This window comes from Allosphingosinicella sp. (genome assembly GCF_036402135.1).
Taxonomy (GTDB): Bacteria; Pseudomonadota; Alphaproteobacteria; order Sphingomonadales; family Sphingomonadaceae; genus Allosphingosinicella.
Genome location: NZ_DASWTN010000039.1, coordinates 21,502 through 44,311 on the forward strand (window position 1 = coordinate 21,502; position 22,810 = coordinate 44,311).

Annotated in this window: 24 protein-coding genes and 2 tRNA genes; 13 read left to right on the forward strand and 13 right to left on the reverse strand. The window is 64.0% G+C overall.

Going from position 1 to position 22,810, the window contains the following annotated elements:
* Positions 1–54 precede the first annotated feature (54 nt).
* Positions 55–846 (reverse strand): DUF1134 domain-containing protein, encoded by a 792-nt coding sequence (locus VGD10_RS11205; protein ID WP_331040908.1) that lies wholly within the window; start codon positions 844–846, stop codon positions 55–57.
* Between the two features lie 171 nt (positions 847–1,017).
* On the opposite strand from VGD10_RS11205, the gene VGD10_RS11210 reads away from it, so the two are divergent.
* The 4 genes from VGD10_RS11210 to VGD10_RS11225 all read left to right on the forward strand — a co-directional run bounded on the left by VGD10_RS11210 (position 1,018) and on the right by VGD10_RS11225 (position 4,350).
* A tRNA-Ser gene (locus VGD10_RS11210) sits at positions 1,018–1,107 on the forward strand.
* Between the two features lie 204 nt (positions 1,108–1,311).
* A complete protein-coding gene (locus VGD10_RS11215; RefSeq protein WP_331040909.1) occupies positions 1,312–2,172 on the forward strand; it encodes a hypothetical protein in 861 nt (286 codons plus the stop codon).
* 178 nt (positions 2,173–2,350) lie between these two features.
* Positions 2,351–3,646 (forward strand): serine--tRNA ligase, encoded by a 1,296-nt coding sequence (gene serS, locus VGD10_RS11220; protein ID WP_331040910.1) that lies wholly within the window; start codon positions 2,351–2,353, stop codon positions 3,644–3,646.
* Positions 3,647–3,672: 26 nt separating this feature from the next.
* A complete protein-coding gene (locus VGD10_RS11225) occupies positions 3,673–4,350 on the forward strand; it encodes an alpha/beta hydrolase (protein WP_331040911.1) in 678 nt (225 codons plus the stop codon).
* Here the strand turns inward: VGD10_RS11225 and VGD10_RS11230 are convergent.
* Positions 4,347–4,739 (reverse strand): acyl-CoA thioesterase, encoded by a 393-nt coding sequence (locus VGD10_RS11230; protein ID WP_331040912.1) that lies wholly within the window; start codon positions 4,737–4,739, stop codon positions 4,347–4,349. The genes VGD10_RS11225 and VGD10_RS11230 overlap by 4 nt on opposite strands.
* Positions 4,736–6,796, reverse strand: a complete 2,061-nt coding sequence (locus VGD10_RS11235) for a S9 family peptidase (RefSeq protein WP_331040930.1) — start codon at positions 6,794–6,796, stop codon at positions 4,736–4,738. The genes VGD10_RS11230 and VGD10_RS11235 overlap by 4 nt, the downstream gene beginning before the upstream one ends.
* Positions 6,797–6,957: 161 nt before the next feature.
* Between VGD10_RS11235 and VGD10_RS11240 the strand changes: the two genes are divergently transcribed.
* From VGD10_RS11240 to VGD10_RS11250, 3 genes are all read left to right on the forward strand, one after another.
* Entirely contained in the window at positions 6,958–8,751 is a 1,794-nt protein-coding gene (locus VGD10_RS11240; RefSeq protein ID WP_331040913.1) for an aminopeptidase P family protein, read from the forward strand.
* A 100-nt stretch (positions 8,752–8,851) separates the two neighbouring features.
* On the forward strand, positions 8,852–9,211 hold the full coding sequence (locus tag VGD10_RS11245) for a YciI family protein (RefSeq protein ID WP_331040914.1): 360 nt from the start codon (positions 8,852–8,854) through the stop codon (positions 9,209–9,211).
* Positions 9,195–10,409: an RNA polymerase sigma factor gene (locus VGD10_RS11250; protein WP_331040915.1), complete on the forward strand. Its 1,215-nt coding sequence runs from the start codon at positions 9,195–9,197 to the stop codon at positions 10,407–10,409. The genes VGD10_RS11245 and VGD10_RS11250 overlap by 17 nt, the downstream gene beginning before the upstream one ends.
* Here the strand turns inward: VGD10_RS11250 and VGD10_RS11255 are convergent.
* A complete protein-coding gene (locus VGD10_RS11255; RefSeq protein ID WP_331040916.1) occupies positions 10,406–10,540 on the reverse strand; it encodes a hypothetical protein in 135 nt (44 codons plus the stop codon). The genes VGD10_RS11250 and VGD10_RS11255 overlap by 4 nt on opposite strands.
* Before the next feature lie 92 nt (positions 10,541–10,632).
* Here VGD10_RS11255 and VGD10_RS11260 point away from each other — a divergent pair.
* From VGD10_RS11260 to VGD10_RS11270, 3 genes are all read left to right on the forward strand, one after another.
* Positions 10,633–10,707 (forward strand) — tRNA-Thr (locus tag VGD10_RS11260).
* Between the two features lie 56 nt (positions 10,708–10,763).
* Positions 10,764–11,768 carry a threonine aldolase family protein gene (locus VGD10_RS11265; RefSeq protein ID WP_331040917.1) on the forward strand — a complete coding sequence of 335 codons (1,005 nt, stop codon included), beginning with the start codon at positions 10,764–10,766 and terminating at the stop codon, positions 11,766–11,768.
* Positions 11,769–11,842: 74 nt separating this feature from the next.
* Entirely contained in the window at positions 11,843–12,784 is a 942-nt protein-coding gene (locus VGD10_RS11270) for a DMT family transporter (RefSeq protein WP_331040918.1), read from the forward strand.
* Position 12,785: 1 nt separating this feature from the next.
* On the opposite strand, the gene ribH is transcribed toward VGD10_RS11270, so the two are convergent.
* From ribH to gltX, 8 genes are all read right to left on the reverse strand, one after another.
* Positions 12,786–13,208, reverse strand: a complete 423-nt coding sequence (gene ribH, locus VGD10_RS11275; protein ID WP_331040919.1) for a 6,7-dimethyl-8-ribityllumazine synthase — start codon at positions 13,206–13,208, stop codon at positions 12,786–12,788.
* Position 13,209: 1 nt separating this feature from the next.
* The gene (gene ribB, locus VGD10_RS11280; RefSeq protein ID WP_331040920.1) at positions 13,210–14,343 is read right to left on the reverse strand and encodes a 3,4-dihydroxy-2-butanone-4-phosphate synthase; all 1,134 of its coding nucleotides are present in this window, start codon (positions 14,341–14,343) and stop codon (positions 13,210–13,212) included.
* Positions 14,340–14,942 (reverse strand): riboflavin synthase, encoded by a 603-nt coding sequence (locus VGD10_RS11285; RefSeq protein ID WP_331040921.1) that lies wholly within the window; start codon positions 14,940–14,942, stop codon positions 14,340–14,342. Before VGD10_RS11285 ends, ribB begins: the two co-directional genes overlap by 4 nt.
* Before the next feature lie 8 nt (positions 14,943–14,950).
* Positions 14,951–15,919: a bifunctional diaminohydroxyphosphoribosylaminopyrimidine deaminase/5-amino-6-(5-phosphoribosylamino)uracil reductase RibD gene (gene ribD / locus VGD10_RS11290; protein WP_331040922.1), complete on the reverse strand. Its 969-nt coding sequence runs from the start codon at positions 15,917–15,919 to the stop codon at positions 14,951–14,953.
* Entirely contained in the window at positions 15,916–16,236 is a 321-nt protein-coding gene (locus tag VGD10_RS11295) for a hypothetical protein (protein WP_331040923.1), read from the reverse strand. The genes ribD and VGD10_RS11295 overlap by 4 nt, the downstream gene beginning before the upstream one ends.
* Positions 16,237–16,283: 47 nt before the next feature.
* A complete protein-coding gene (locus tag VGD10_RS11300) occupies positions 16,284–16,955 on the reverse strand; it encodes a TonB family protein (protein WP_331040924.1) in 672 nt (223 codons plus the stop codon).
* Between the two features lie 125 nt (positions 16,956–17,080).
* Positions 17,081–18,721 carry a M28 family metallopeptidase gene (locus VGD10_RS11305; protein ID WP_331040925.1) on the reverse strand — a complete coding sequence of 547 codons (1,641 nt, stop codon included), beginning with the start codon at positions 18,719–18,721 and terminating at the stop codon, positions 17,081–17,083.
* A 62-nt stretch (positions 18,722–18,783) separates the two neighbouring features.
* On the reverse strand, positions 18,784–20,109 hold the full coding sequence (gene gltX, locus VGD10_RS11310; RefSeq protein WP_331040926.1) for a glutamate--tRNA ligase: 1,326 nt from the start codon (positions 20,107–20,109) through the stop codon (positions 18,784–18,786).
* Positions 20,110–20,213: 104 nt separating this feature from the next.
* On the opposite strand from gltX, the gene VGD10_RS11315 reads away from it, so the two are divergent.
* From VGD10_RS11315 to rplT, 3 genes are all read left to right on the forward strand, one after another.
* On the forward strand, positions 20,214–21,152 hold the full coding sequence (locus VGD10_RS11315) for a ribose-phosphate pyrophosphokinase (RefSeq protein ID WP_331040927.1): 939 nt from the start codon (positions 20,214–20,216) through the stop codon (positions 21,150–21,152).
* A 132-nt stretch (positions 21,153–21,284) separates the two neighbouring features.
* The gene (gene rpmI, locus VGD10_RS11320) at positions 21,285–21,488 is read left to right on the forward strand and encodes a 50S ribosomal protein L35 (RefSeq protein ID WP_315726525.1); all 204 of its coding nucleotides are present in this window, start codon (positions 21,285–21,287) and stop codon (positions 21,486–21,488) included.
* A 14-nt stretch (positions 21,489–21,502) separates the two neighbouring features.
* Complete coding sequence (gene rplT, locus VGD10_RS11325; protein WP_331040928.1) at positions 21,503–21,874, forward strand: 50S ribosomal protein L20; 372 nt, start codon at positions 21,503–21,505, stop codon at positions 21,872–21,874.
* Between the two features lie 53 nt (positions 21,875–21,927).
* Here rplT and VGD10_RS11330 read toward each other — a convergent pair.
* Positions 21,928–22,810: cyclopropane-fatty-acyl-phospholipid synthase family protein (locus VGD10_RS11330; protein WP_331040929.1), on the reverse strand; the 883-nt coding region annotated here is incomplete at its 5' end.

Below are 22,810 nucleotides of genomic sequence, written 5' to 3' on the forward strand. Positions count from 1 at the left end.
GCGGCCCGATAAGCAACAGGGGCCTAGCTCGCGCATCCGCGAACGCGGAACCGGTCAGAAGGGGATCCAGGTGCCCTTCGGCGTGAATTTCATATAGCCCGCGTTGACGCCGAGCCGCATGCCCATGCCGGTGCGGATCGGGATCAACACCTTGTCGCCTTTGCGGAGGTAGCTCGCCTTGAAACCGCCGACGACATAGGCATTGCCCTCGGCCGCACCAAAGCGGGTGAAGAGATCGTCCGCCTTCGACACGTTGTAGACGAGCACGAATACCTTGTTGGCGTCGCCGCCGAAGTCGAAGCCGATTGACGGGCCGGTCCAGTAAACCTTCCGGTCGCCCTCCACCTTATGATGGAGCATACCCTTGCCGTAGCGAAGGCCTACGGCCACGGCGCCGCCCGCCTCGCTGCCGGTGATGTAGGCGGTCGGCTCGCCCTGCTTCTTGAGGATATTCTCGATGATCCCGGCCAGCCCCTCGGCGCCGCGGCCGAACACGCCTTCCGCGGCGGACAGGACATTGTCCTTGGCGACGGTGTTGCTGACGGCGGCGCTTGCCCGCGCCTCGGCGCTTCCGGAGGCCGTAGGCTGGACTGGCGCAACCTGCTGAACCCCCGACGCGGTATTCTGCGCCGGCTCGATCGGCGCATATTCCTCGGTCGGAGCCGGTTCGGTCACGACCGTGGTTGGCAGCGGCTGCTCCGGGGCGGGCGCGGCCGGCATGTTGGGCGCCGAAGCTGCCGGCTCATATTCGCCGCGATCATTCGGGTCGACGGACTGTGCCGAGGCAGGCGCGGCGAGCGCGAAGCCGGCAACGGCAACCATCTTCATCAAAGAACGGTACAGCATCTGATAACCCCCGGAACCTCAGGTGCCAGGATAAAGGCGGCACGCCTTTCGCTGCAATGAACGGGCGGCGAGGCGAGTCGATAATGCGGCGATTCGAGTCCGAACGGCACCGCCAAGCCCTGTTGAACCTTATATAAGCCGCCGCTATAGCCCCAGCCTTCGGCGCCATTCGGAGACGTGGGTGAGTGGCTGAAACCAACGCTTTGCTAAAGCGTCATACGGGTAACCGTATCGAGGGTTCGAATCCCTCCGTCTCCGCCAACAGTTCCCAGCAGCAGTGACTCAAGGCTAGCATAGACCCGGTAAGTACCGGGTTCCGGCCTATATCTCGACGATGTACTTTGCTTGGCTTTAGACCGGGGGGACATCATGAAACGAGTGACCATACTTTCTGGTGCGCTTTTCTTAACTTTAGGACTGGCAACACCAGCGCAATCTCAAGCGACGCGGACTTGGGTCTCTGGCGTGGGGGACGACGTGAATCCTTGCAGCCGCACAGCGCCTTGTAAGACTTTCGCGGGGGCAATTTCAAAGACTGCAGCCGGCGGTGAGATAAACTGCCTTGATCCCGGCGGGTTCGGAGCTGTCACAATAACCAAGTCAATGACGATTAACTGCCTCTACACCGAAGGCGGCGCGCTAGCGGGCGGTAACGGTATCCTAGTTAATGCTGCCGCGACCGATGTGGTCTATCTTCGCGGCCTCGACATCTTCGGGGTGAGCCCGCCCGCTAACGGCGTCAGGTTCATCGCCGGCGGTGCGCTTCACATAGAGGAATCCGTCATCAGACGTTTCAACGCAGCGAACAGCTTCGGAATATCGTTTCAGCCAAGCGGCTCGTCGAAACTTTATGTCCGGCGCACGACTATCGCTGAGAATGGAAGTGGCGCCACGGGTGGAGGCATCCTCATCCAGCCTACCGGAGCCAGTGGCAGCGCGCGCGTGTTGATCGAGGAGGCGAATATTCTCAACAACGCAAATTTCGGCATCAGCGTAAACACCACTGGGAACACCGGGGGGAGCACGCAGATAAGCATAACAGATACTCAGGTTGCAGGCAGCGGGACTGGTGTCTCTGTGGACTCGCCCGCTGGTACCACAGGGATTACTGCCACCGTTACAGCTACACTCATCTTCAACAATACGACGGGAATAGCGGTCAACGGCGGCACAACACAGGTTGCCGTGAGCAATTCTACTCTTCAGGCAAATTTGAACGAATTCTCCCAAACATCCGGAGGCGTGCTCCAGAGTTTTGGAGACAACCGAAGGGTCGGCAACAACGTTCCTGGAACTTTCACCCCGCCGACACTCAGCAAAAGCTGATTTTTGACTCATCTCGACATCAAGAGATAACTAGCTTCAAATCAATGGGCGTGAAGGTGAGAATTCTCGCGGGTAAAAAATAAATTCTTAAAGAAAACGTCAAAACTGCAGTGCGTGATTTTCGGCTGAAACAGGTGGCCGTTGCGTCGTCATGTCCGCGCCTGATCAACGCTCGTTCTTGCCTTTCCCCCCGATCGCCCGCTACGCGCGGCCGATGCTCAGCCTGAACTTCATCCGCGAAAATCCCTACGTCGTCCGCAAGGCGATTGCCGACAAGAATGTTGCGCTCGATCTCGACGCGCTGCTCCAGCTCGACGGTGAGGTCCGGACGCTAAAGACGCGGGTGGACGAGCTTCGCCGGCAGAAGAACGAGATCAGCGACGGGTTCAGGACGGCCTCGCCGGAGGAGCGGCCGGCGCTTGGCGCTCGCGCCAAGGCGATCGGCGCGGAGACGGCCGAGGTCGAGACTTCGCTGGCGGAGAAGAATGCCGCCCTGGATGCGCTGATGCTGAATCTGCCCGGTATCCCTTGGGACGGCGCGCCGGTGGGGCCGGACGAAAGCTTCAACATCGTTGTCCGCACCGAAGGCGAGCCGCCGCGCTTCGACTTTGAGCCGCGCGATCATGTCGCCCTTATCGAGATGAACGACTGGGCCGATCTCGGCCGGATTACGCAGGTTTCGGGATCGCGCACCTATTGCCTGAAGGGGCGGCTTGCTCTCCTCGAACAGGCGCTGATGTTCTGGGCCCAGCAGCGGCTTTCGGAGCAGGGCTTCGCGCTGATGACGGTGCCTGCGCTGGCGCGTCCGCACGCCTTCGTCGCGACTGGCCATTTTCCGGGGCACGAGGAGGAAGCTTATCACATCCAGCAGGATGAGCTGTACCTCGCCGGCACCGGCGAGATCGCGCTTACGAGCCTTCATACGGGCGAGATCATTGAGGCGGAGAAGCTGCCGATCCTTTATGCCGGCTATTCGCCCTGCTTCCGGCGGGAGGCGGGAAGCGCCGGACGCGATGTCCGCGGGCTGCTCCGCGTCCACCAATTCTACAAGCTCGAACAATATGTGATCTGCGAGGATGACGAGGCCGTTTCGGCGGAATGGCATGCGAAGCTGCTCGCCAATGCCGAGATGCTGCTGAAGGACCTCGAGATCCCCTATCAGGTGATCGAGGCGTCGACGGGCGACATGGGCCTCGGCAAATATCGCATGAACGATATCGAAAGCTGGGTGCCGTCGCTCGGCAAATATCGTGAGACGCACAGCTGCTCCACGCTGCACGATTGGCAGGCGCGGCGGGCGAACCTTCGCTGGCGAGACGGCGAGCGGAAGGTGCGGTTCGTCCACACGCTCAACAATACGGCGCTCGCCTCTCCCCGCATTCTCGTGCCTTTGCTGGAGAACCATCAGATGGAGGACGGGCGCGTCCGCCTCCCCAAGGCCTTGCAGCCGCTGATGGGCGGGGAATTCCTTTAAGTCTTCCGGCTCCCTATGTCGGTCGGATGAGAGCCGACGACCAGCCGCCGCCGCTTCGCCTGTTCCTGCGGGAAGGGTTTGCGATTGCCAGCCGCTTCTACCGGGCGCTTGGGCGGCTGGGGGAGTTCGGCCCGGAGAGTGGGCACCCAGTCATGGTGCTACCCGGCTTCCTTGCCAGCGACCATACCACGCTCGGCCTTCAGCGGGCGTTGGGAGCGGAGGGCTACCGCGTCACCGGCTGGGGCATGGGCCTCAACAAGGGTGCCCGGCCTGATACTATCGACCGGCTGGTGGAGCGGGTCGAAAGCTTCTGCGGCGAGCGGCCGGTCACCCTCGTCGGCTGGAGCCTCGGCGGCCTCTATGCACGCGAGGTCGCCAAGGCGCGGCCCGAGCTGGTCAACAAGGTGGTGACGCTTGGCTCGCCCTTTGCCGGCGACCCGCGGGCGAATAACGTGTGGCGGCTCTATGAGATGATTGCAGGACATCCCGTAGACAATCCGCCGCTCGACCTCGATCTCCAAAGCAAACCGCCTGTGCCGACGCTCGCCATCTGGTCGCGCCGGGACGGCATCGTGGCGCCAGCCTGCGCGCGCGGCTGCGACGGGCAGAGCGACCGGCAGGTGGAGATCGACTGCAGCCATATGGGCTTCGCGGTCAGCAAGCGCGCCTACCCCAAGATCATCGCCGCGCTCCGCGACTTCTAGGCGAGGAAGGGCGCCACCACATCCGGCGGCACGCGGATTGGCCTGCCGCTTGCCTTGTCGATGATCGCCCAGGTAGTCTTCGCCTTCACCCGCACCTTTCCGTCCGCGCCGGTGAACTCCATGTGACGATCGAAGCGCGCACCTTTCGGCGCTTCGCCCACCCAGGTACGCGCCGTCACCGTCTCGCCAGGAAGAACGAAGCGCAAATAGTCGATCTCGTGCCGGATCACGACCCAGATATAGGCGTCGGAATGCGCCGGATCAGCGAGCGCATACCAGTGCGCGGTCGCAACATCCTGGATCCAGCGCACCCATGCCGCATTGTTGACGTGGCCGAGCTCGTCAATGTCCTCGGCCGCGGCGGTAATCTGCTGCTCGAACGCCTTCACCGGTTCTGCGTCAGGACGAAGGCATAGGCTTCCGCCACTTCGCGGAGGCTGTCCCAGCGACCGGATTTGCCGCCATGGCCCGCGCCCATGTTGATCTTGAGGAAGAGCGGGTTGCTGTCCGTCTTCATATCGCGGAGCTTGGCCGCCCATTTGGCGGGCTCCCAATAGGTGACGCGCGGATCGTTGAGACCGCCGGTGATCAGCATCGGCGGATAGGCCTGCCGCTTCACCTGATCGTAGGGCGAATAGGAGCGGATATATTCGAAGGCGGCCTTGTCGGTGATGGGATTGCCCCATTCCGGCCATTCGCCCGGCGTCAGCGGCAGGCTTTCGTCCTGCATCGTATTGAGCACGTCCACGAAGGGGACGTCCGCGACCACCGCGCCCCACAGCTCGGGATCGGTGTTGACGACCGCGCCCATCAGCTCGCCGCCGGCGGAGCCGCCCTGGATGGCGATGTTGCCGGGCTTGGCGAAACCTTCGGCGATCATGCCCGTTGCCGCGTCGACAAAGTCGTTGAAGGTGTTGGTGCGCTTGGTCAGCTTGCCGTCCAGGAACCACTGATAACCAAGGTCGTCGCCGCCGCGGATGTGGGCGATGGCATAGGCATAGCCGCGGTCGAGGAGACTGAGGCGGCCGGCCGCGAAACTCGGCGGGATGGCATAGCCATAGGCGCCATAGGCGTAGAGGAAGAGCTTGCCGTTGCCGTTCTTTTCGAAGCCCTTCTTGTATACCACCGACACGGGCACCTTCTTGCCATCGCGGGTCGGCAGCATCAGCCGCTCCGTCACATATTGGGACGGGTCGTAGCCGGAGGGAATTTCCTGCACCTTCCGTACTTCCAGCCGGTCGTCCGCCGCGTGATAGTCGTAGACGGTCGAGGGGGTCACCATCGAGGAATAGCTGACCCGGTAGGCGGCGGGCGCGAATTCGGGATTGCTGCCGAACGAGGCGCTGTAGCTCGCCTCCTTGAACGGGATCCGCTCCTCCTTCCCGTCATAGGTGCGGAGGATCAGCTGATCGAGGCCGTCGACGCGCTGCGTGATGGCAAGATGGTCGCGGAACGCGCTGATGCCGCGTAGATAGACGCGGTCCGACCCTTCGATCACCGTCTTCCAGTCGCCGGGGCGGACGGGCGCGGCTTCGGCGATGCGGAAGTTCACATGATCGTCGTTGGTGAGGATCCAGAGCTTCCCGTGCGCCGCATCGACCGAATATTGCCGGTCTTTCTTGCGCGGCGAGACAAGGGTGAGCGGCGCCTCCGGATTGTCGGCCGGAACGAAGCGCACCTCGCTCGTCGCATTGTCGCCGGTCGAGATGAAGATCAGGCTTTCGTCCTGCGACTTGCCGATGCCGACGGAGAAGCCTTTATCCTCCTTTTCCTCGTAGAGCGTCTTGTCCGAGGAAACGGGCGTGCCGAGCCGGTGCAGCCTTGCGCGGTAGCTCCGCCAATTGTCGTTCACCTCGGTGAAGACGACCGCCTTGCTGTCGCTGGTCCAGACCGGGGAGCCGATGCCGACTTCCGTAACCGTCTCAAGGTCCTTGCCGGTGGCGAGGTCGCGGATGCGCAGCTTGAAGCGTTCGGAACCATTGTCGTCGACGAGGATCGCGGCAAGCCTGCCGTCGGGGCTGACCTGCATTGCGCCGAGGCGGTAATATTCCTTGCCCTCGGCTTCGGCGACTTCGTCGAGGACGATCTGGTCCGCGCCGCCCGACGCGGGCTTCCGATACCAGGTGCGGTACTGGGCGCCGGGCTTGAACGCCCACCAATAGAGCCAATCGCCCTCTTTCACCGGAACGCTCGCATCGTCCTCTTTGATGCGGCCCTTCATCTCCTGGAACAGCGTTTCGACGAGCGCCGCGTGCGGCTTCATCTCCTGCTCGAAATAGGCGTTCTCCGCCTTGAGATAAGCGAGCACGTCCGCGTCATCGACCTTGGGATAGCCCTGGTCCTTCAGCCAGAAATAGGGGTCTTCGACCGTGTAGCCGTGGCGGCTGTAGCTGTGGGGGCGCTTTTCGGCGACGGGCGGCTTCAAGGTCTTGGCGGTGTCGGTCATCGGCTCTTTCTGTGTCTGGGCGATGGCGGGCGCGGCAGTGACGAGGAGGGCGGCAAGAACAGCGTGGCGCATGTGGTGGGTCATGCCTTTCGTTCAAGCATTGGCGAAGCGGGGCGGCTCGCCTAAACGTGCTCCCGACACTTTCTTGCAGGAAATTGCCGATGTCCACCCATGAAGCCCGCCTTGCCGCCCTTCGCGAGCAACTGAAGGCCGACAGGCTCGACGGCTTCGTCGTGCCGCTCACCGACGAGCATATGTCGGAATATGTCGGAAGCTATGCGCAGCGGCTCGCCTGGCTGACCGGGTTTCAGGGTTCGGCAGGTTCGGCGGTGGTGCTTCCGGAGGAGGCGGCGATCTTCACCGACGGCCGGTATACTTTGCAGGTGCGCGAGCAAGTGGACGGCAGGCATTGGAGCTATCAGTCGGTGCCGGAAACCAGCATCGCCGACTGGCTGAAGGACCATGCGCCGGAAGGGGGGCGGATCGGCTACGATCCCTGGCTTCACACGAAGGATTGGGTGAAGCGCGCGCGCGAGGCGCTTGCCGAAAAGGGCACGGAACTGGTGGCGGTGCGGCGGAACCCCATCGACGCCGTCTGGGCGGAGCGGCCGGAGCCTTCCAAGGCAAAGCTCATCGTTCACCCCGACAAATATGCAGGCAAGTCGTCAGCGGCGAAGCGGCAGGAAATGGCCGATTGGCTCCGCGAGCAGAAGGCGGATGCGGCGGTGCTTTCCGCGCTCGATAGCATAGCCTGGACCTTCAATGTGCGCGGGCAGGATGTCGAACATACGCCGGTCGCGCTTTCCTTCGCGCTGGTGAATGAGGACGGCACCGCCGACCTTTTCGTGGAATCCGAAAAGATTGGAGACGATGTGCGTCAGCATCTCGGTAACGGTGTCCGCGTCCATGAGCGGAGCGAGTTCGAACGCTATCTCGGCTCCCTTTCGGGCAAGACGGTGATCGCCGATCCGGAGCGCGCCGTAGCCGCGATCTTCGAGGCGCTGGAAGGTGCCGGCGCCAAGGTTGTGCAGAAGCGCGATCCTTCGGTGCTTCCGCGCGCTGTTAAGAACGAGGCGGAGATTGGCGGTCACCGTTCGGCACAGGCGCGCGACGGGGCGGCACTGACCCGCTTTCTGCAGTGGATTTCCATCGAGGCACCCAAGGGCAATGTTGATGAACTGCTCGCTGTCGCGAAACTGCAGGAGTTCCGGCAGCAGTCGGGTGACCTCCGCGACACCAGCTTCGACACGATTTCGGGCGCGGGGCTGAACGGCGCCATCGTCCATTACCGGGTGACAGAAGAGACGAACCGCCCTCTTGAGATAAACTCGCTCTATCTTGTCGATTCCGGCGGTCAGTATCCGGACGGCACCACCGACGTCACCCGCACAGTCGCGATCGGCACGCCGACCGCGGAGATGCGCGACCATTTCACCCGCGTGCTGAAAGGCCATATCGCCATCGCGCGCGCGGTGTTTCCGGAGGGAACGCGCGGCAGCCAACTCGACACGCTCGCCCGGCAATATCTGTGGCAGGCGGGCCTCGATTACGCTCACGGCACCGGCCACGGCGTCGGCTCTTATCTGTCGGTGCATGAAGGGCCGCAACGCATCTCGCCGGTGGGCAGCAGCCAGTCTGGCGGCGACGAGCCTCTTCGCGCCGGCATGTTCCTGTCGAACGAGCCCGGTTATTACAAAACCGGCGAATATGGCATCCGCGTCGAGAACCTAGTGCTGGTTGAGCCGCGGCAGATCGAGGGGGCCGAGAAGAAGATGCTGGGCTTCGAAACGCTCACCTTCGCGCCCATCGATCCTAGCCTGATCGAGCCGAACCTTCTTTCGCCGGAGGAGCGGGAGTGGCTCAACGCCTATCATGCACGAGTGGTTGAGGTGGTCGGGCCGCAGCTCGAACCGGAGGTTCTGGCGTGGCTTGAGGAGCAGTGCCGCCCCGTCTGAAACTTTTTCTAAGCGGCCTGTCGATCCGGCGGATTGCCGCGCGTCTTTGGGGTGGAAGCGCTGCTCAAGGGAGCGGCGCCGAGCCTGAGGAGTGATGACGATGCAATATATGCTCTTGATCTACGAGGATGAGGCGATCTTCGGCGACAACAAGGACAATCCGGCGCTGCAGGAAATCGTCGGCAAGCACATGGCGTTCGCGCAAAGCCTCGGCGACACGCTGAAAGGCGGCGCCGGCCTCAAGCCGACTGCCATGGCGACGACCGTCCGGACCAGCGGCGGCGCGCAGACAATTCATGACGGACCCTTCGCCGAGACGAAGGAGCAGCTCGGCGGCTATTATCTGGTGGACGTGCCCAATCTCGATGCGGCCATGGAAATCGCGAGGAAGATCCCCCTTGCGAAGGACGGCTCGATCGAGATCCGGCCGCTCCTCGGCGCGGATGACGGCGCCGCTTAGCAAAGCCGTTCGCGAGGCGGGGGCGCGGATCGTCGCCGCGCTCGCCGCCCGCTATCGTGACCTGGATTTGGCCGAAGAGGCCTTCGCCGAAGCCTGCGCGAGGGCCGCCGAGAAATGGGAGAAGGAGCCGCCGGAGCGGCCTGACGCATGGCTTTACCGCGCTGCCGAGCGATGTGCGCTCGATTTGCTTCGAAAGCGCCGGGTGCGGGAGCGGCTCGCCCCGGAGCCGCCGGAGCCCGAGCCCAATGCAGAAGAGGTGATGATGGACGATGCCAGTCTCATCCCTGACGAGCGGCTGCGGCTCATCTTCGTCTGCTGCCATCCGGCCGTGGCGCCGGAGAGCCGCGCAGCGCTGACGCTGCGGCTCATCTGCGGCCTTTCCACCGCCGAGATCGCCCGATCCTTCCTGCTGGCAGAGCCGACGCTGGCGCAGCGTCTGGTTCGCGCCAAACGCAAGATTGCCGAGGCCGGAGTGCCGTTCGAAATACCGGGGCCGCAATTATGGGCCGAGCGGCTCGATGCGGTGCTGTCGACGCTGGAGGTCGCTTATTCCAAGGCGCATGAGGACGCCGCCGCAGCGGGACCTCATGCCGGTTACGCAGGCGAGATGCTGGACCTCACCCGCACGCTCGCTGAGCTTCTGCCGGACGAGCCGGAGGTCCTCGCTCTGGCGGCGATCGTTCGTTTCGCCGAAGCCCGGCGGCCGGCCCGTATGGGACAAAGGGGGGAGATGATCCCGCTTTCCGAGCAGGATCCAACGCTCTGGAACCGCCGCCTCATCGACGAGGGCAACACTTATCTAAGGCGCGTAGCGGCGTCCGATGCGTACGGCTCCCGCGCTTTTCAGGCAGCGATCCACGGCGCCTGGTGCGCGCGCAGAAGCCTGGAGGAGCCGGCGCCCTGGCCGCGGGTGCTCGCACTTTATGATGCTCTTCTCACCCGGCGCGACGATCCGATCGTGCGGATCAACCGGGCCGTTGCCCTCGCTGAAGTGGAAGGAGCCGAGGCGGCGCTTGAGGAGATCGAGGCACTGGATGCGGCTGCGCTGGCCGCGTTTCTCCCTTATCACGCCGTTCGGGCGGACCTCCTCAAGCGCACCGGCCGGCCAGTCGAAGCCCGCGCCGCTTACGATGTGGCGCTCGCACTCGAGCCTGGACCCGCGGAGGCTGCCTGGCTCCGGGAGCGGCGCGACGCTTAGTTCGGCTGCTCGTCTTTTCGATCCAGCTCCGGCGGGGTCGCTTCTCCGCGCGCCTGCGCCTTTCGCCGGCGCAGATTTTGCCTGAGCGCCTCGGCAAGCCGCTTCGCCCGTTCCTCGTCCGCTTTACCCATAAGGCGACCTAAGCCTTTGCCTCCCCTTGCCGCAAGCCGCCTTGACATCGGCTAGGCCATCCGGCCATAGGCCCGCTTCCTCCGAAAGCGATGCTGCCGTAGCTCAGTGGTAGAGCGCATCCTTGGTAAGGCTGAGGTCGTGAGTTCAATCCTCACCGGCAGCACCACGCTTTCCGTCAATATCTCACATTGACGTTCTTGAGGGCCAGCTTATGCGGCCCGCATGCGCTTCTTCTCCGACAACGCCGCCGCCGCCTGCCCTGAAGTGATGGCAGCGATCGCCGAGGCGAACCGGCTGGATACCGCCTATGATGGCGATAGCTACAGCAAGCGACTGAACGCCGCTTTCTCGGAGCTGTTCGGCAAGGAGGTGGAGGCGCTCTGGGTCGCGACCGGCACGGCGGCCAACAGCCTTGCGCTAGCCGCGCTCTGCCCGCCACATGGCAGCATCGTCTGCCACCGCGACGCGCATATTCAGAATGACGAATGCGGCGCGCCAGAATTCTACACGCATGGCGCGAAGCTGGTGCTTGCCGAGGGCGAAGGGGCGAAGCTGACGCCCGAAGCGGTCGAGGCGGCGCTGGCGACGATCCGCAATGACGTTCACCAGGTGCAGCCGCATGCGCTGTCGCTCACAAACGCGACCGAATATGGCCTCGTCTATAATCCGGACGAAGTGGCAGCGCTCGGCCGCTTGGCGAAGGAGCGCGGCCTCGGCTTCCATATGGATGGAGCGCGCTTCGCCAATGCGGTCGCGCGCGCCGGCTGCTCGCCCACCGATCTCACCTGGAAAGCCGGTGTCGATGCGCTCTCCTTCGGCTTCGTGAAGAATGGCGGCATGTCCGCTGAGGTTCTGATCTTCTTCGATCCGGAGCTTGCCAAGGCGACATATTATCGCCGCAAGCGCGCCGGCCACCTTCTCTCCAAGGGCCGCTATCTCGCCGCGCAGATTTTAGCGATGCTGAAGGATGACGTGTGGCTTCGGAACGCCCGCGCTGCGAACGATGCCGCTGCACGTCTCGCTGTAGCAGCCGGCCCGGAGCGGCTTGTGCTGCCGGTGGAGGCGAACGAAGTCTTTATAAAGGTGACGGCGGACGAAGCGCAGCGCCTTCGCGAACAAGGCTTCGACTTTTACGACTGGGGTCCGGGCGAAGCCCGTCTCGTCACGAGCTGGGATACGGACGCCGCTCATGTCGAAGCATTAGCCGCCGCGATCAGAACATTATGACGGAGGCGTCGCAGGAGCCCTTTAGCCGCAAGGAACGGGATGCGAATGCCTCCGCCGCTGCTCAGGGTGGTGCAATGCTGCATCAACCGTTCAAGTCCGCCGAACAACTGCGGGCGGCATCGACCATCGCCACGCCCCGGGTCCTTATCCCCTTCCTGACCGTTACCCTGATCTGGGGATCGACCTGGCTGGTCATCCGCGACCAGCTTGGCGTTGTTCCGCCGGCCTGGTCGGTCGTTTACCGCTTCATCCTTGCGTCGGGAGCGATGTTCCTGATTTCGGTGCTGATGGGGCAACGGCTTCGCTTCACGCGGCGCGAGCACGGCTTCGCCTTCACGTTCGGCGTGCTGCAGTTCGTTTTCAACTTCAACACCGTTTACCCGGCCGAGCAATATGTGACGTCGGGGCTCGTGGCGTTGATCTTTTCGCTGCTGATCATCCCCAACAGCATCCTTGCCCGGATCCTGCTGAAGCAGCGGCTCAGCCGTGCCTTCCTGATCGGCTCCGGGATAGCCGTGTCCGGCGTCGCCCTGCTGCTGATCAACGAATATCGCGCCGCCGACACGGATCCCGATGCGGTGCTGCTCGGGGTTGCGCTGACGTTAGGCGGGGTGCTCGCCGTTTCCTTCGCCAACGTGATGCAGGGGAGCGCGCGGGCGAAGGCGATGCCGATGTTTCCGATGCTTGCCTGGGGCATGCTCTACGGCTTGATCGTCGATGCGCTCTGGGCTCTGCTCACCTCCGGCCCTCCAGTCATCGAGTGGCGCACGGGCTATATACTGGGTGTCGTCTATTTGGGCCTGCTCGGATCGGCGGTGACCTTCCCGCTCTACTACGGAGTTGTGCGCGCGATCGGGCCCGGAAAGGCGGCCTATACGAGCGTCCTCATCCCGATCATCGCCATGGCGCTCTCAACTCTATTCGAAGGGTATCGCTGGTCTTCGCTCGCCGTCGCCGGGGGCGTGTTGGCGATGGCGGGAATGATCATGGCACTCCGGGCGCGCGCCGTCGCTTAGGTCACCGGCGAAAGCGCTGCTGCAGCTTCATCATAGCGAGCGCCGCCTTGGCCGCTTCGCCGCCCTTATTCTTCTCATCAGGCTTCGCCCGCGTAAGCGCCTGCGCCTCATTCTCGACCGTGAGGATGCCATTGCCGATGGCGATGCCGTCCATCGTCAGCGCCATGATGCCGCGCGCGCTTTCGTTAGAAACAATCTCGAAATGATAGGTCTCGCCGCGGATCACCACCCCGAGCGCGACGAAGCCGTCATAGCGGCCGGTTTCCGCCGCAAGCGCGATCGCGCCCGGCACCTCGAGCGCGCCGGGGACGGTGACCGTCTCGTGGCTATGCCCCTCTTCCTCGAGGGCAGCGCGGGCGCCTTCGAGCAGCAGGTCGTTCAGATGATCGTAGAAGCGGGCTTCAACAATGAGCAGCTTCGCCATCCTACTTCTCCACCGGCGGGATCGGCCGCTCGCCCACGATCTTGAGACCATAGCCGCCAAGCGCGACCGGTGTGTGATGGGTGTTGGTGAGGAGCACCATTTCGTGAATGCCAAGCGCCGCCAGTATCTGGGCGCCTACGCCATAATCGCGGAGCGCCTCCATATCCTTCTGCTCGGCCTTGCCAGCCCGCACGTTGAGGGCTTGGCTGAGCGCGTCCGGCGTCGGGCGGTTGATGACGACGATTACGCCAGAGCCTTCCTCGGCAATCGCCTTCATCGCGCCTTCGAGGAGGCCGCCGCGCTGCCCCGCTTCCGCAAAGGCGTCCGAAAAGAAGCTGAGCGCATGCATGCGGACCAGAGTGGGTTTCGACGGATCGACCTCACCTTTGACGAGCGCGATCTGTTCGTTGCCGAGCGCCTTGTTGAGGAAGGTCCGCGCCGTCCAGGTGCCGCCCCAGCGGCTTTCGAACTGCGCCTCGGCGGTCTGCTCGACCAGCCGGTCCTTCTGCAGGCGATAGGCGATGAGATCGCGGATGGTGCCGATCTTGAGGCCGTGAAGCTGCGCGAAAGCGACGAGGTCGTCCATCCGCGCCATCGTCCCGTCCTCGCGCATGATCTCGCAGATCACGCCGGACGGATTGAGGCCGGCGAGGCGGGAGACGTCCACCGCCGCCTCGGTATGCCCGGCGCGGATCAGGACGCCGCCGTCCTTGGCGACTAGCGGAAAAACATGGCCCGGGGTGACGATATGCTCAGGGCCTTTGGAGGCGTCGATGGCGACGGCAATGGTACGCGCGCGGTCGGCAGCGGAAATACCGGTGGTGACGCCGTCCTTCGCCTCGATTGAGGTGGTGAACGCCGTCTCATGCCGGGTGCCGTTGTGCCGTGACATAAGGCCGAGGCCGAGTTGGTCCACCCGCGCCTTGGACATTGCCAGGCAGATGAGGCCGCGGCCATGCTTCGCCATGAAATTGATCGCATCCGGCGTCGCCATTTGCGCGGGGATGACGAGATCGCCCTCATTCTCCCGGTCCTCGTCATCGACCAGGATGAACATGCGGCCGTTCCGCGCCTCGTCGATGATCTCTTCCGGCGATGAGAGGAAGCCGCGCTCCAGGCGCAGGTCGTGCTTCACCGGCGGAGCTCCATCATCCGGCCCAGATAGCGGGCCAGGATGTCGATCTCGATATTGACCTGCCGGCCCGGCACCATTTCGGAGAAGGTGGTCTGCTCGGCGGTATGCGGAATGACGTTGATGCCGAAGCGGACGCCCTCCGACAGAGGCTCCACTTCATTGACAGTGAGCGATACGCCGTCGAGCGCGACCGAACCCTTGGCGGCGATGAACGGCGCGATGGCGTCGTCCGCAACGATTGCGATGCGGGTCGATCCGCCGACTTCCGTCACCCCCTCCACCGTGCCGAAGCCGTCTACATGGCCCGTGACGATGTGCCCGCCAAGCTCGTCGCCGACCTTCAGCGCGCGTTCGAGGTTGAGGCGGCGGCCCGCTTCCCACATGTCGGATGCGGTGCGGCTGTGCGTCTCGGCCGAGACGTCCACGTCGAACCAGTCGTCGCCCTTGTCGACCACGGTCAGGCAGACGCCGGAGCAGGCGATGGAGGCGCCGAGATCGACTGTCGCCATGTCATAGGCGCAGGCGATTCGGCAGCGCATGTCGCCGCGCTGCTCAACGGCCTCGATCCGGCCGATATCGGTGATGATCCCCGTGAACATGTTCGCCTTCAGCTCCGCAGGCGCTCGTAGACCTCAAGCCGGTCGATGCCAAGCATCCGCGTCTCGGTCAGCATCCAGCGCTGGTGGGCGTCGGCGAGCGCGGTGAGGCCGATATAGCCGAGCGCCTGCTTCCCCTCACCGATGATGATCGGGGCGCGGTAGATCAGCATCCGGTCAACGAGATCGGCGGCCAAGAAGGCGGTAGCGGCCTCCGATCCGCCTTCGACGAGCAGATCGTTCACGCCTTCGAGCCCGTAAACCTCCTCCGGGCTGCCGAGCCGCGTCCAGCCTTCCACCGGCTCGCCCCGCGTCAGCAGGGCCCGGCGCGGCGAGCGTTCCTCCAGCCCCGGAAGCCGCACGTCCAGCTTCGGCGCGTCGGCCTCGTAAGTGCCGCGCCCGACCAGGATCATGTCGCTTCGCGCCCGCTCGTGATGAACGTGCGCCCGCGCATCCTCACCCGTGATCCATCTGCTCTCGCCGGACGGGAGTGCGATCTTGCCGTCGATCGACATGGCGAGCTTCAGAGTAATGTACGGACGGCCAAGTCGAGAGCGGGTGAGGAAGCCATCTAGCGAGTGCTCGGCGGCGTCGGCTTCGATGCCGGTGACAACCTCGACGCCTGCCGCCTTGAGCCGTTTGAAGCCGGAGCCGTTGGTGCGCGGGTCGGGATCCTGCAGCGCCGCCACAACGCGCGCCACGCCGGCCCTCGCGAGCAGGTCTGCGCAGGCGGGACCGCGTTCGCTCTGATGCGCGCAGGGCTCGAGGGTGACGTAGACGGTGGCGCCCCGCGCCTCCGCGCCCGCCTCATCGAGCGCCATGGCTTCGGCATGGGGGCGCCCCCCAGGCTGGGTCCAGCCGCAGCCGACGACTTGGCCATTCTTGACGATGACGCAGCCGACATTCGGGTTGGGCGCGGTCTGCCCGCGGGCACGTTCGCCCAGCGCAATCGCCGCCCCCATCCAGCGCAAGTCGGTCATTCCATCCCGAGACGCTTTTCCAGACGCTTGAACTGTTCCTGCCGCTCCTTCAGCGCCGCTTCCTTCTTCGCCTGGTCGATCTTCTGCTGGGCGACGATCTCCGCATCCGTGCGGTTGGCGGGCCAATTCTCGACATAGACGATCTGCTCGCCCGGCAGGATGTTGGTCTGCCCGTCCAGATAGAAGCCGACGATGATCACGACCGGCATGGCGACGGCGAAGAAGGCGGCGATCCACTGGTGGCGGCTGCGCTGCTTAGTGAAAGCGCGAAGGTCCGCCAGGAGGACGCGCGGCGATGCGGGACGGGGAAGCGGCATGGGTGAAAGATAGGGCCGGCGCCGCCGCAGCGCCAGCCCTCCAACTATCAGTCCTGCAAGCGGAAGTGGACGGTGAGCACCTTCCTGCTCTCGACTGGCTTTCCGTCGACCGTCGCCGGCTTGAAGCGCCAGGCGCGGAGCGCGTGCCGCTCGGTCGCGCGATAGAAGGCGTCGCTTGTCGCGGAAACCTTCTCGGCGGCGGTCACGCGGCCGTTGGCGCCGATAGTCACGCGGATTGAAACGCGACCTTCATTCCCCGCCCGCTCTTCGGACGCCGGATAAGGCGGTTGCAGCTCGCTAGATCGGAGCATTTCGGCATCCACGCGCACGGCTGGTGGCGCGGGCTTGGGCGGGTCGATGGCCGGTTTCGCGTCTGATTTCGCGTCGCCAGCCGGCCGCGGATCGAAATATTGGACGTTCGGCTGCGGGGTCGGAATGACGGTCGGCGTCGGGCTCGGAAGCGGCGGCACGATCGGCTTCACATAGTCGATCTGCGTCTTGGGTCTGACCTCTTCCGTCTGCTTGGGCGGGTCTGGGATGGGCTGCGGATCCGGCGGAATGGGGATGTTCGTCGTCGGCAGCGGGATGAACTCCGGCATGGCCGGCATGTCCATCTTCGACATGGCAAGGGCGGTGATAAGCGCCGCATGCATGCCGACGACCAGAACAACCCCCGTGGGGCTGATGGGCTTCTTCTCGAGAAAACCTGCTTCAGGCATCGACTCTCTCCTAACAGGCGCCGATTCTTCGGCTGCAGGAGCGTGTTACAATGTATCGTAATGATATACTATACCTAAAAATATGGACGTTTTAGCTGAGGCTGTGGCGGAGGCCTTCAATACGGTTACTTTGAAGGCGCGGGAGCCTTTGGCGCCGACGGCGCGAAGCTGCTCCCGAAGAAGCTGTTCGAATACCAGCGCGGCGCCTCATTGGCGTCCGCAATCTCGCGCGCAATCAGGTAGTTGAGTCTCACGAACTTGGCGCCGGCTGCCCAGTTGAACGGCAGGTCGACCTCGTCGGATGGCTGGTGGTAATGGGTGGCAAGGAAGTTCGTGAACTTCTCCTGTCCGCCATTGCCGAAGCCGGTCATCAGGAATACGGCTGGAATGCCCTCCTGCACGAAGCGGTAATGGTCTGAGCGGGCGAAGAGCCCCTCCTGCGGAAGCGGATCTGCGATCAGCTTCACGTTCATTTGCGCACCGGCGCGCTCTACGACCGGGCCGAGCGTCGAATGTTCGGCACCGAACGCGATGACGTCGACGAAGTCGTAGGTCAGCACCGGCATGTCGAGATTGACCACGCTGACGATGCGGCCGTTTCCTACCACCGGGTTCTTTGCCAGATATTGGGCGCCAAGAAGGCCGTCCTCTTCCGCCGTCACGGCCGCGAACAGGATGGGGCGGCGCGGGCGCTTATCGGATTTCGCCATGGCCCGCGCCGTTTCAATGAGGGTGGCGATGCCCGTCGCATTGTCCATCGCGCCATTGTAGATCGTGTCGCCGCCCTTGCCGGGCTTTACGCCCTCATGGTCGAGATGCGCCATCATGAGCACATATTCGTTGGCGAGCGTCGGGTCGGAGCCGGGAAGCACTGCCAGCACGTTGGAGCTGGGGATGGTCCTCCGCTGGCTCTGTCGCTCTATCTTAGCGCGCTGTACGAGGGGAAAGCCCTTCGGCTTAGCGCCGTCGCGCGCGGCTTCCGCAAGGACATCCCTCAACGCCCGGGGAGCGTTCTGGAACAACGCCGCCGCTGCTTCGGGGCTGACCGAGGCGGCGTGCGTGAGCGCGGGCGCAGCGGTGAAGGCCTGACCCGTCGGCGCGGTCCAGCTCATATCCGGAGAGAGAGTGGCTTTTCGCCTCTGTTCCCACGGCGTCCGCTGCAGCGAGGCGAGCGTATCGATGGAAATTAGCCCGATCGCGCCGTGCTTCGCAGCAACAAGCCGCTTGTGATGGCTAAGCGAGCTCGTCAGGTGGGCGCCCACATCGCTCCTCAGGCCGCTTGGCCGTCCGCCTATCGTAACGACGATCTTGCCCCTGACATCAAGGCCGGTATAGTCGTTGAGGCCGAGCGATGGAGCCTCGAGGCCGTAGCCTACGAACACCGCCTCACCTTCTACGCTGTTCGGCGTGTCCAATGGCGTTGCGCTGACGAACGCGTCCTGCCCCTGGCGAAAGACTTTGCCGCCGATCGTGACAGTCGCAGGTGCTTCGGCGAGCTTGAATTCGACGAGCGGCACCGGCTGATACCAGCTACCGTTCGCGCCGGGCTTGAGGCCGAGCCCTTCGAACTGCGTCGCCACATAGCGGGCGGCGATGTCGTAACCGCGTGTTCCGGCGTCGCGGCCCTCAAGCAGATCATCGGCCAGGAAGGTGACGTGCGCCTTGAACGCTTCCGGCGTGAATTCCGGCGTGGCTGGCGCCTGGGCCGGCGCGGCGGTGGTGAGCGAAAGGACGGCAAGCGCGGCCGCTGCGGTTCTGATCTGCATGAAAGGCATCCCGAATATGTTTTGCCGAAGCCTATGCGCAAAGCCGCTAGGCTGGCAAGAAATTAGCCGCGGAGCCGCCTCACCGCTTCCGCCTTGCCGATCAGCGGCAGCAGCGCCGCCATTTCCGGGCCGCTGTCGCGGCCGGTAAGCGCTTGCCGTAGCGGCAGAAAAAGCTGCTTCCCCGCGCGGCCGGTCTGCTCTTTCAGCGCCGCCGTAAGCGCGCCCCAGGGATTGGCGCTCCAATCCAGCTCTTCCGCGACCTCGGCCGCAGCGGTTAGGAAATCGGAATCCTCAGGCGATGCCTGATGCGTCACTGGCCCTTCAACGATGTGCCACCAGTCGGCAGCTTCAGTGACAGTCCGAAGGTTCGGCCTGATTGCCTCCCAGGCTTCCTCGCCCATTCCGTCCGGCAGCCGGTCCGCCACTTGGCTGTAGGGGAGGCGGTGGACGATCTGGGCGTTGAGCGCGGCCAGCTCCTCAAGGTCGAAACGTGCCGGCGCCCGACCGAAACATTCGAAGTGGAAGCCTTCGATTAGCGGCTCCGCGCTCGCTACCGGCTCCACCGGTTGGCTGGTGCCGATCCGCGCCAGCTTGGCGACGAGCGCGATCGGCTCGATCCCTTCCTCCTTGAGCGCATCGACGCCGAGCGAGCCTAGGCGCTTCGAGAGCTTGCCTTCCGAACTTACAAGTAAGGCGCTGTGGGCGAATGCCGGCGGCACGGCGCCCATCGCCTCGAACATCTGGATCTGGATCGCGGTGTTGGTGACATGATCCTCGCCGCGCACCACATGCGTGACGCCCATGTCCACGTCGTCAACGGCGCTCGGAAGCATGTAGAGCCAGCTTCCGTCCTCGCGCCGGATCACCGGGTCCGACAGCAGATGCGGATCGAAATCCTGCTCGCCCCTAATGCCGTCATACCAGTGGATGGGCTTGTCGTGGTCGAGTTTGAACCGCCAATGCGGCCGTCGCCCCTCCGCCTGAAGGCGGGCATGATCTTCGTCGGTCAGATCGAGGGCGGCGCGGTCGTAGACGGGCGGCTTCCCTCGCGACAGCTGGATCTTGCGCTTGAGGTCCAGTTCCTGCGCCGTCTCGTAGGCCGGGTAGACGCGACCATCGGCGCGCAGCCGCTCAAGCGCCGCTTCGTAGAGGCCGAAACGCTCCGATTGGCGATAGACGGCGTCGGGCGCGGACCCGAGCCAGGCGAGGTCCTCCCCGATCCTTTCCGCGAACTCTTCAGTCGAACGCTCCCTATCCGTATCGTCGAGCCGAAGCAGGAACGTGCCCCCATTCTTCCGCGCCCACAGCCAGTTGTGCAGCGCCGTCCGGATATTGCCGACATGGAGGCGGCCGGTGGGCGAGGGGGCGAAGCGGGTGACGACGTTCATGGCCGCCCGCCCTATTGAAGCGAGGCGCTCCCGGCAACGCCCCTTGCCTTCATGCCCGCCCGCCTTAAGAGGGCGAAAAGCGGGGCTCTTCGGGGATTCTTCATATGAAGCTGATGTCGGGAAATTCGAACCTTCCGCTCGTGAAGGCGATTGCGGGTTATCTCGAAATCCCCGTCACCGACGCCAGCGTCCGCCGATTTGCCGATGAGGAAGTCTTCGTGGAAATCCACGAAAATGTGCGCGGCGAGGACGTGTTCGTCGTCCAGTCCACGGCGTATCCCGCCAACGATAATCTGATGGAGCTGCTGATCTGCATCGACGCGCTGAAGCGCTCGTCGGCGCGGCGGATCACGGCCGTCATCCCCTATTTCGGCTATGCCCGTCAGGACCGGAAGCCGGGGCCGCGGACACCGATCTCGGCCAAGCTGGTCGCGAACCTTCTCACCGTGGCCGGCGCCAACCGCGTGCTGTCGATCGACCTTCATGCCGGACAGATCCAGGGCTTCTTCGACATCCCCACTGACAACCTCTATGCGGCGCCGGTCATGTCGGCGGACATCCAGGCGCGTTTCGCCGGCCGCCAGATCACCGTCGTCTCGCCCGACGTCGGCGGCGTCGTCCGCGCCCGCGCCCTTGCCAAGCGCCTCGACAACGCGCCGCTGGCCATCGTCGATAAGCGGCGCGAGAAGCCGGGCGAATCCGAAGTCATGAACATCATCGGCGACGTTGCCGGCCGCTTCTGCATCCTCGTCGACGACATCGTCGATTCGGCTGGTACGCTCTGCAACGCCGCCGCGGCACTCAAGGAAGCGGGCGCTGAAGAAGTCGTCGCTTATTGTACCCACGGTGTCCTGTCCGGCGGCGCGGTCCCACGCGTCGAGAAATCGGAGCTTACCGAATTGGTGATCACCGACTCCATCGCCGCTTATGACGCGGTGGAGGCGTCCGCGGGCAAGATTCGCATCCTCACCATTGCGCCTCTGCTTGCCGAAGCCGTCCGCCGCATAGCCGACGAGACCTCCGTCTCGAGCCTATTCGACTGAACTTGCCTTCGCGGCGCCTCCGCATTATAGGCGCCGCTTCTTTCCATCTTTGGAAGAACTGAACCGCCCGGCCAGTAAGGGCTGCCGTGGCTGTTCTCAAACGTCCGCCTCAGTTGCGGCAAGGAGACGAAAATGCCCAAGTTGAAGACCAAGAGCGGTGTGAAGAAGCGCTTCAAGCTCACCGCGACGGGGAAGGTGAAGCACGGCGTCGCCGGCAAGCGTCACCGCCTCATCAGCCACAACGCCAAGTACATCCGCCAGAACCGCGGCACCGACGTGCTCGCCGACGCCGATACGGCGCGCGTGAAGCTCTGGGCCCCCTACGGCCTTCGTTAAGGAGTATTTGAGCCATGGCACGTATCAAGCGTGGTACCACCACGAAGGCGAAGCATAAGCGGATTCTGGATCAGGCGAAGGGCTATTACGGCCGCCGCAAGAACACGATCCGCATCGCGCGCCAGGCCGTCGAAAAGGCCGGCCAGTACGCCTATCGCGATCGCAAGGTTAAGAAGCGGAGCTTCCGCGCCCTCTGGATCCAGCGCATCAACGCGGCGGTCCGGGCGGAAGGCCTCACCTACGGCCAGTTCATGCACGGCCTGAAGCTCGCGGGCGTCGATTTGGACCGGAAGGTCCTGGCCGACATCGCCATGCACGAAGGCGAAGCGTTCAAGGGCATCATTGCCCAGGCGCGCCAGGCCCTGCCGCAGCAGCCGCAGGCCTGAACTAGCTTACGATCGACCAGTAAGAAGGGCGGAGGGGCAACTCTCCGCCTTTTTTATTGCGCCCGGAGCGCGGCCTCCGCCTGATGCATATAGTCGCGCGTGATGGGGAGCGCGTGGCGGTCGCGGATATATTGGATCTGGTAATTCAACATGCCGCCGTGGCGGAAGGTGACGGTCGCGCCCGCCAGATAGAATTGCCACATGCGGAAGAAGCGCTCGTCATACATGGCGACGATCTCCTGCCTGCGCTCCGTCACGCGGCGATACCATTCTGCGGTCGTGTAGCCGTAATGGAGCCGCAGCGTTTCGACGTCCGATGCGATCAGCTTCGCCCGCTCGCTCGCCTTCACCACTTCGCAGAGCGCCGGAATGTAGCCGCCCGGGAAGATATATTTGGCGGTGAAGGCGTCGGTCGATCCCGGCCCGCCCATGCGGCCGATCGTGTGGAGCAGCATCACGCCGTCCTCGACCAGAAGCTCGCGGCACTTCCTGAAGAAGGTCAGATAGTGCGGCGGCCCGACATGCTCGAACATGCCGACCGACACGATGCGGTCGAACGGGCCGCGAACGTTGCGATAATCCATCAGCTGGAACTTCACGCGGTCGGCGACGCCAGCCTCTTCCGCCCGCGCCCGCGCGACCTTCAGCTGCTCGTCCGACAGCGTGATGCCAAGCACGTCCACGTCGGCGACGCGGTTCAGGTACAGCGCCATTCCGCCCCAGCCGCAGCCTATGTCTAGAACCTTCTGCCCCGGCTTCAGGTGTAGCTTGGCAGCGATGTGCGCCTTTTTGTCCAACTGCGCCTGATCGAGACTATTCGACGGGTCGGTATAATAAGCGCAACTATATTGTCGGTCCTCGTCGAGGACGAGGTCGTAGAGCGCGTTCCCCACGTCGTAATGATGGGCGACGTTCCGCTTCGAGCGACGTTCCCAG

What these genes read in the sequence shown, in the direction of transcription:
- VGD10_RS11205 (WP_331040908.1), bottom strand. Translation starts at nt 846, where the DNA reads ATGCTGTACCGTTCTTTGATGAAGATGGTTGCCGTTGCCGGCTTCGCG.
- VGD10_RS11225 (WP_331040911.1), top strand. Translation starts at nt 3,673, where the DNA reads ATGAGAGCCGACGACCAGCCGCCGCCGCTTCGCCTGTTCCTGCGGGAA.
- VGD10_RS11235 (WP_331040930.1), bottom strand. Translation starts at nt 6,796, where the DNA reads ATGACCGACACCGCCAAGACCTTGAAGCCGCCCGTCGCCGAAAAGCGC.
- VGD10_RS11240 (WP_331040913.1), top strand. Translation starts at nt 6,958, where the DNA reads ATGTCCACCCATGAAGCCCGCCTTGCCGCCCTTCGCGAGCAACTGAAG.
- VGD10_RS11245 (WP_331040914.1), top strand. Translation starts at nt 8,852, where the DNA reads ATGCAATATATGCTCTTGATCTACGAGGATGAGGCGATCTTCGGCGAC.
- VGD10_RS11250 (WP_331040915.1), top strand. Translation starts at nt 9,195, where the DNA reads ATGACGGCGCCGCTTAGCAAAGCCGTTCGCGAGGCGGGGGCGCGGATC.
- VGD10_RS11255 (WP_331040916.1), bottom strand. Translation starts at nt 10,540, where the DNA reads ATGGGTAAAGCGGACGAGGAACGGGCGAAGCGGCTTGCCGAGGCGCTC.
- VGD10_RS11265 (WP_331040917.1), top strand. Translation starts at nt 10,764, where the DNA reads ATGCGCTTCTTCTCCGACAACGCCGCCGCCGCCTGCCCTGAAGTGATG.
- VGD10_RS11270 (WP_331040918.1), top strand. Translation starts at nt 11,843, where the DNA reads ATGCTGCATCAACCGTTCAAGTCCGCCGAACAACTGCGGGCGGCATCG.
- ribH (WP_331040919.1), bottom strand. Translation starts at nt 13,208, where the DNA reads ATGGCGAAGCTGCTCATTGTTGAAGCCCGCTTCTACGATCATCTGAAC.
- VGD10_RS11285 (WP_331040921.1), bottom strand. Translation starts at nt 14,942, where the DNA reads ATGTTCACGGGGATCATCACCGATATCGGCCGGATCGAGGCCGTTGAG.
- ribD (WP_331040922.1), bottom strand. Translation starts at nt 15,919, where the DNA reads ATGACCGACTTGCGCTGGATGGGGGCGGCGATTGCGCTGGGCGAACGT.
- VGD10_RS11295 (WP_331040923.1), bottom strand. Translation starts at nt 16,236, where the DNA reads ATGCCGCTTCCCCGTCCCGCATCGCCGCGCGTCCTCCTGGCGGACCTT.
- VGD10_RS11300 (WP_331040924.1), bottom strand. Translation starts at nt 16,955, where the DNA reads ATGCCTGAAGCAGGTTTTCTCGAGAAGAAGCCCATCAGCCCCACGGGG.
- VGD10_RS11305 (WP_331040925.1), bottom strand. Translation starts at nt 18,721, where the DNA reads ATGCAGATCAGAACCGCAGCGGCCGCGCTTGCCGTCCTTTCGCTCACC.
- gltX (WP_331040926.1), bottom strand. Translation starts at nt 20,109, where the DNA reads ATGAACGTCGTCACCCGCTTCGCCCCCTCGCCCACCGGCCGCCTCCAT.
- VGD10_RS11315 (WP_331040927.1), top strand. Translation starts at nt 20,214, where the DNA reads ATGAAGCTGATGTCGGGAAATTCGAACCTTCCGCTCGTGAAGGCGATT.
- rpmI (WP_315726525.1), top strand. Translation starts at nt 21,285, where the DNA reads ATGCCCAAGTTGAAGACCAAGAGCGGTGTGAAGAAGCGCTTCAAGCTC.
- rplT (WP_331040928.1), top strand. Translation starts at nt 21,503, where the DNA reads ATGGCACGTATCAAGCGTGGTACCACCACGAAGGCGAAGCATAAGCGG.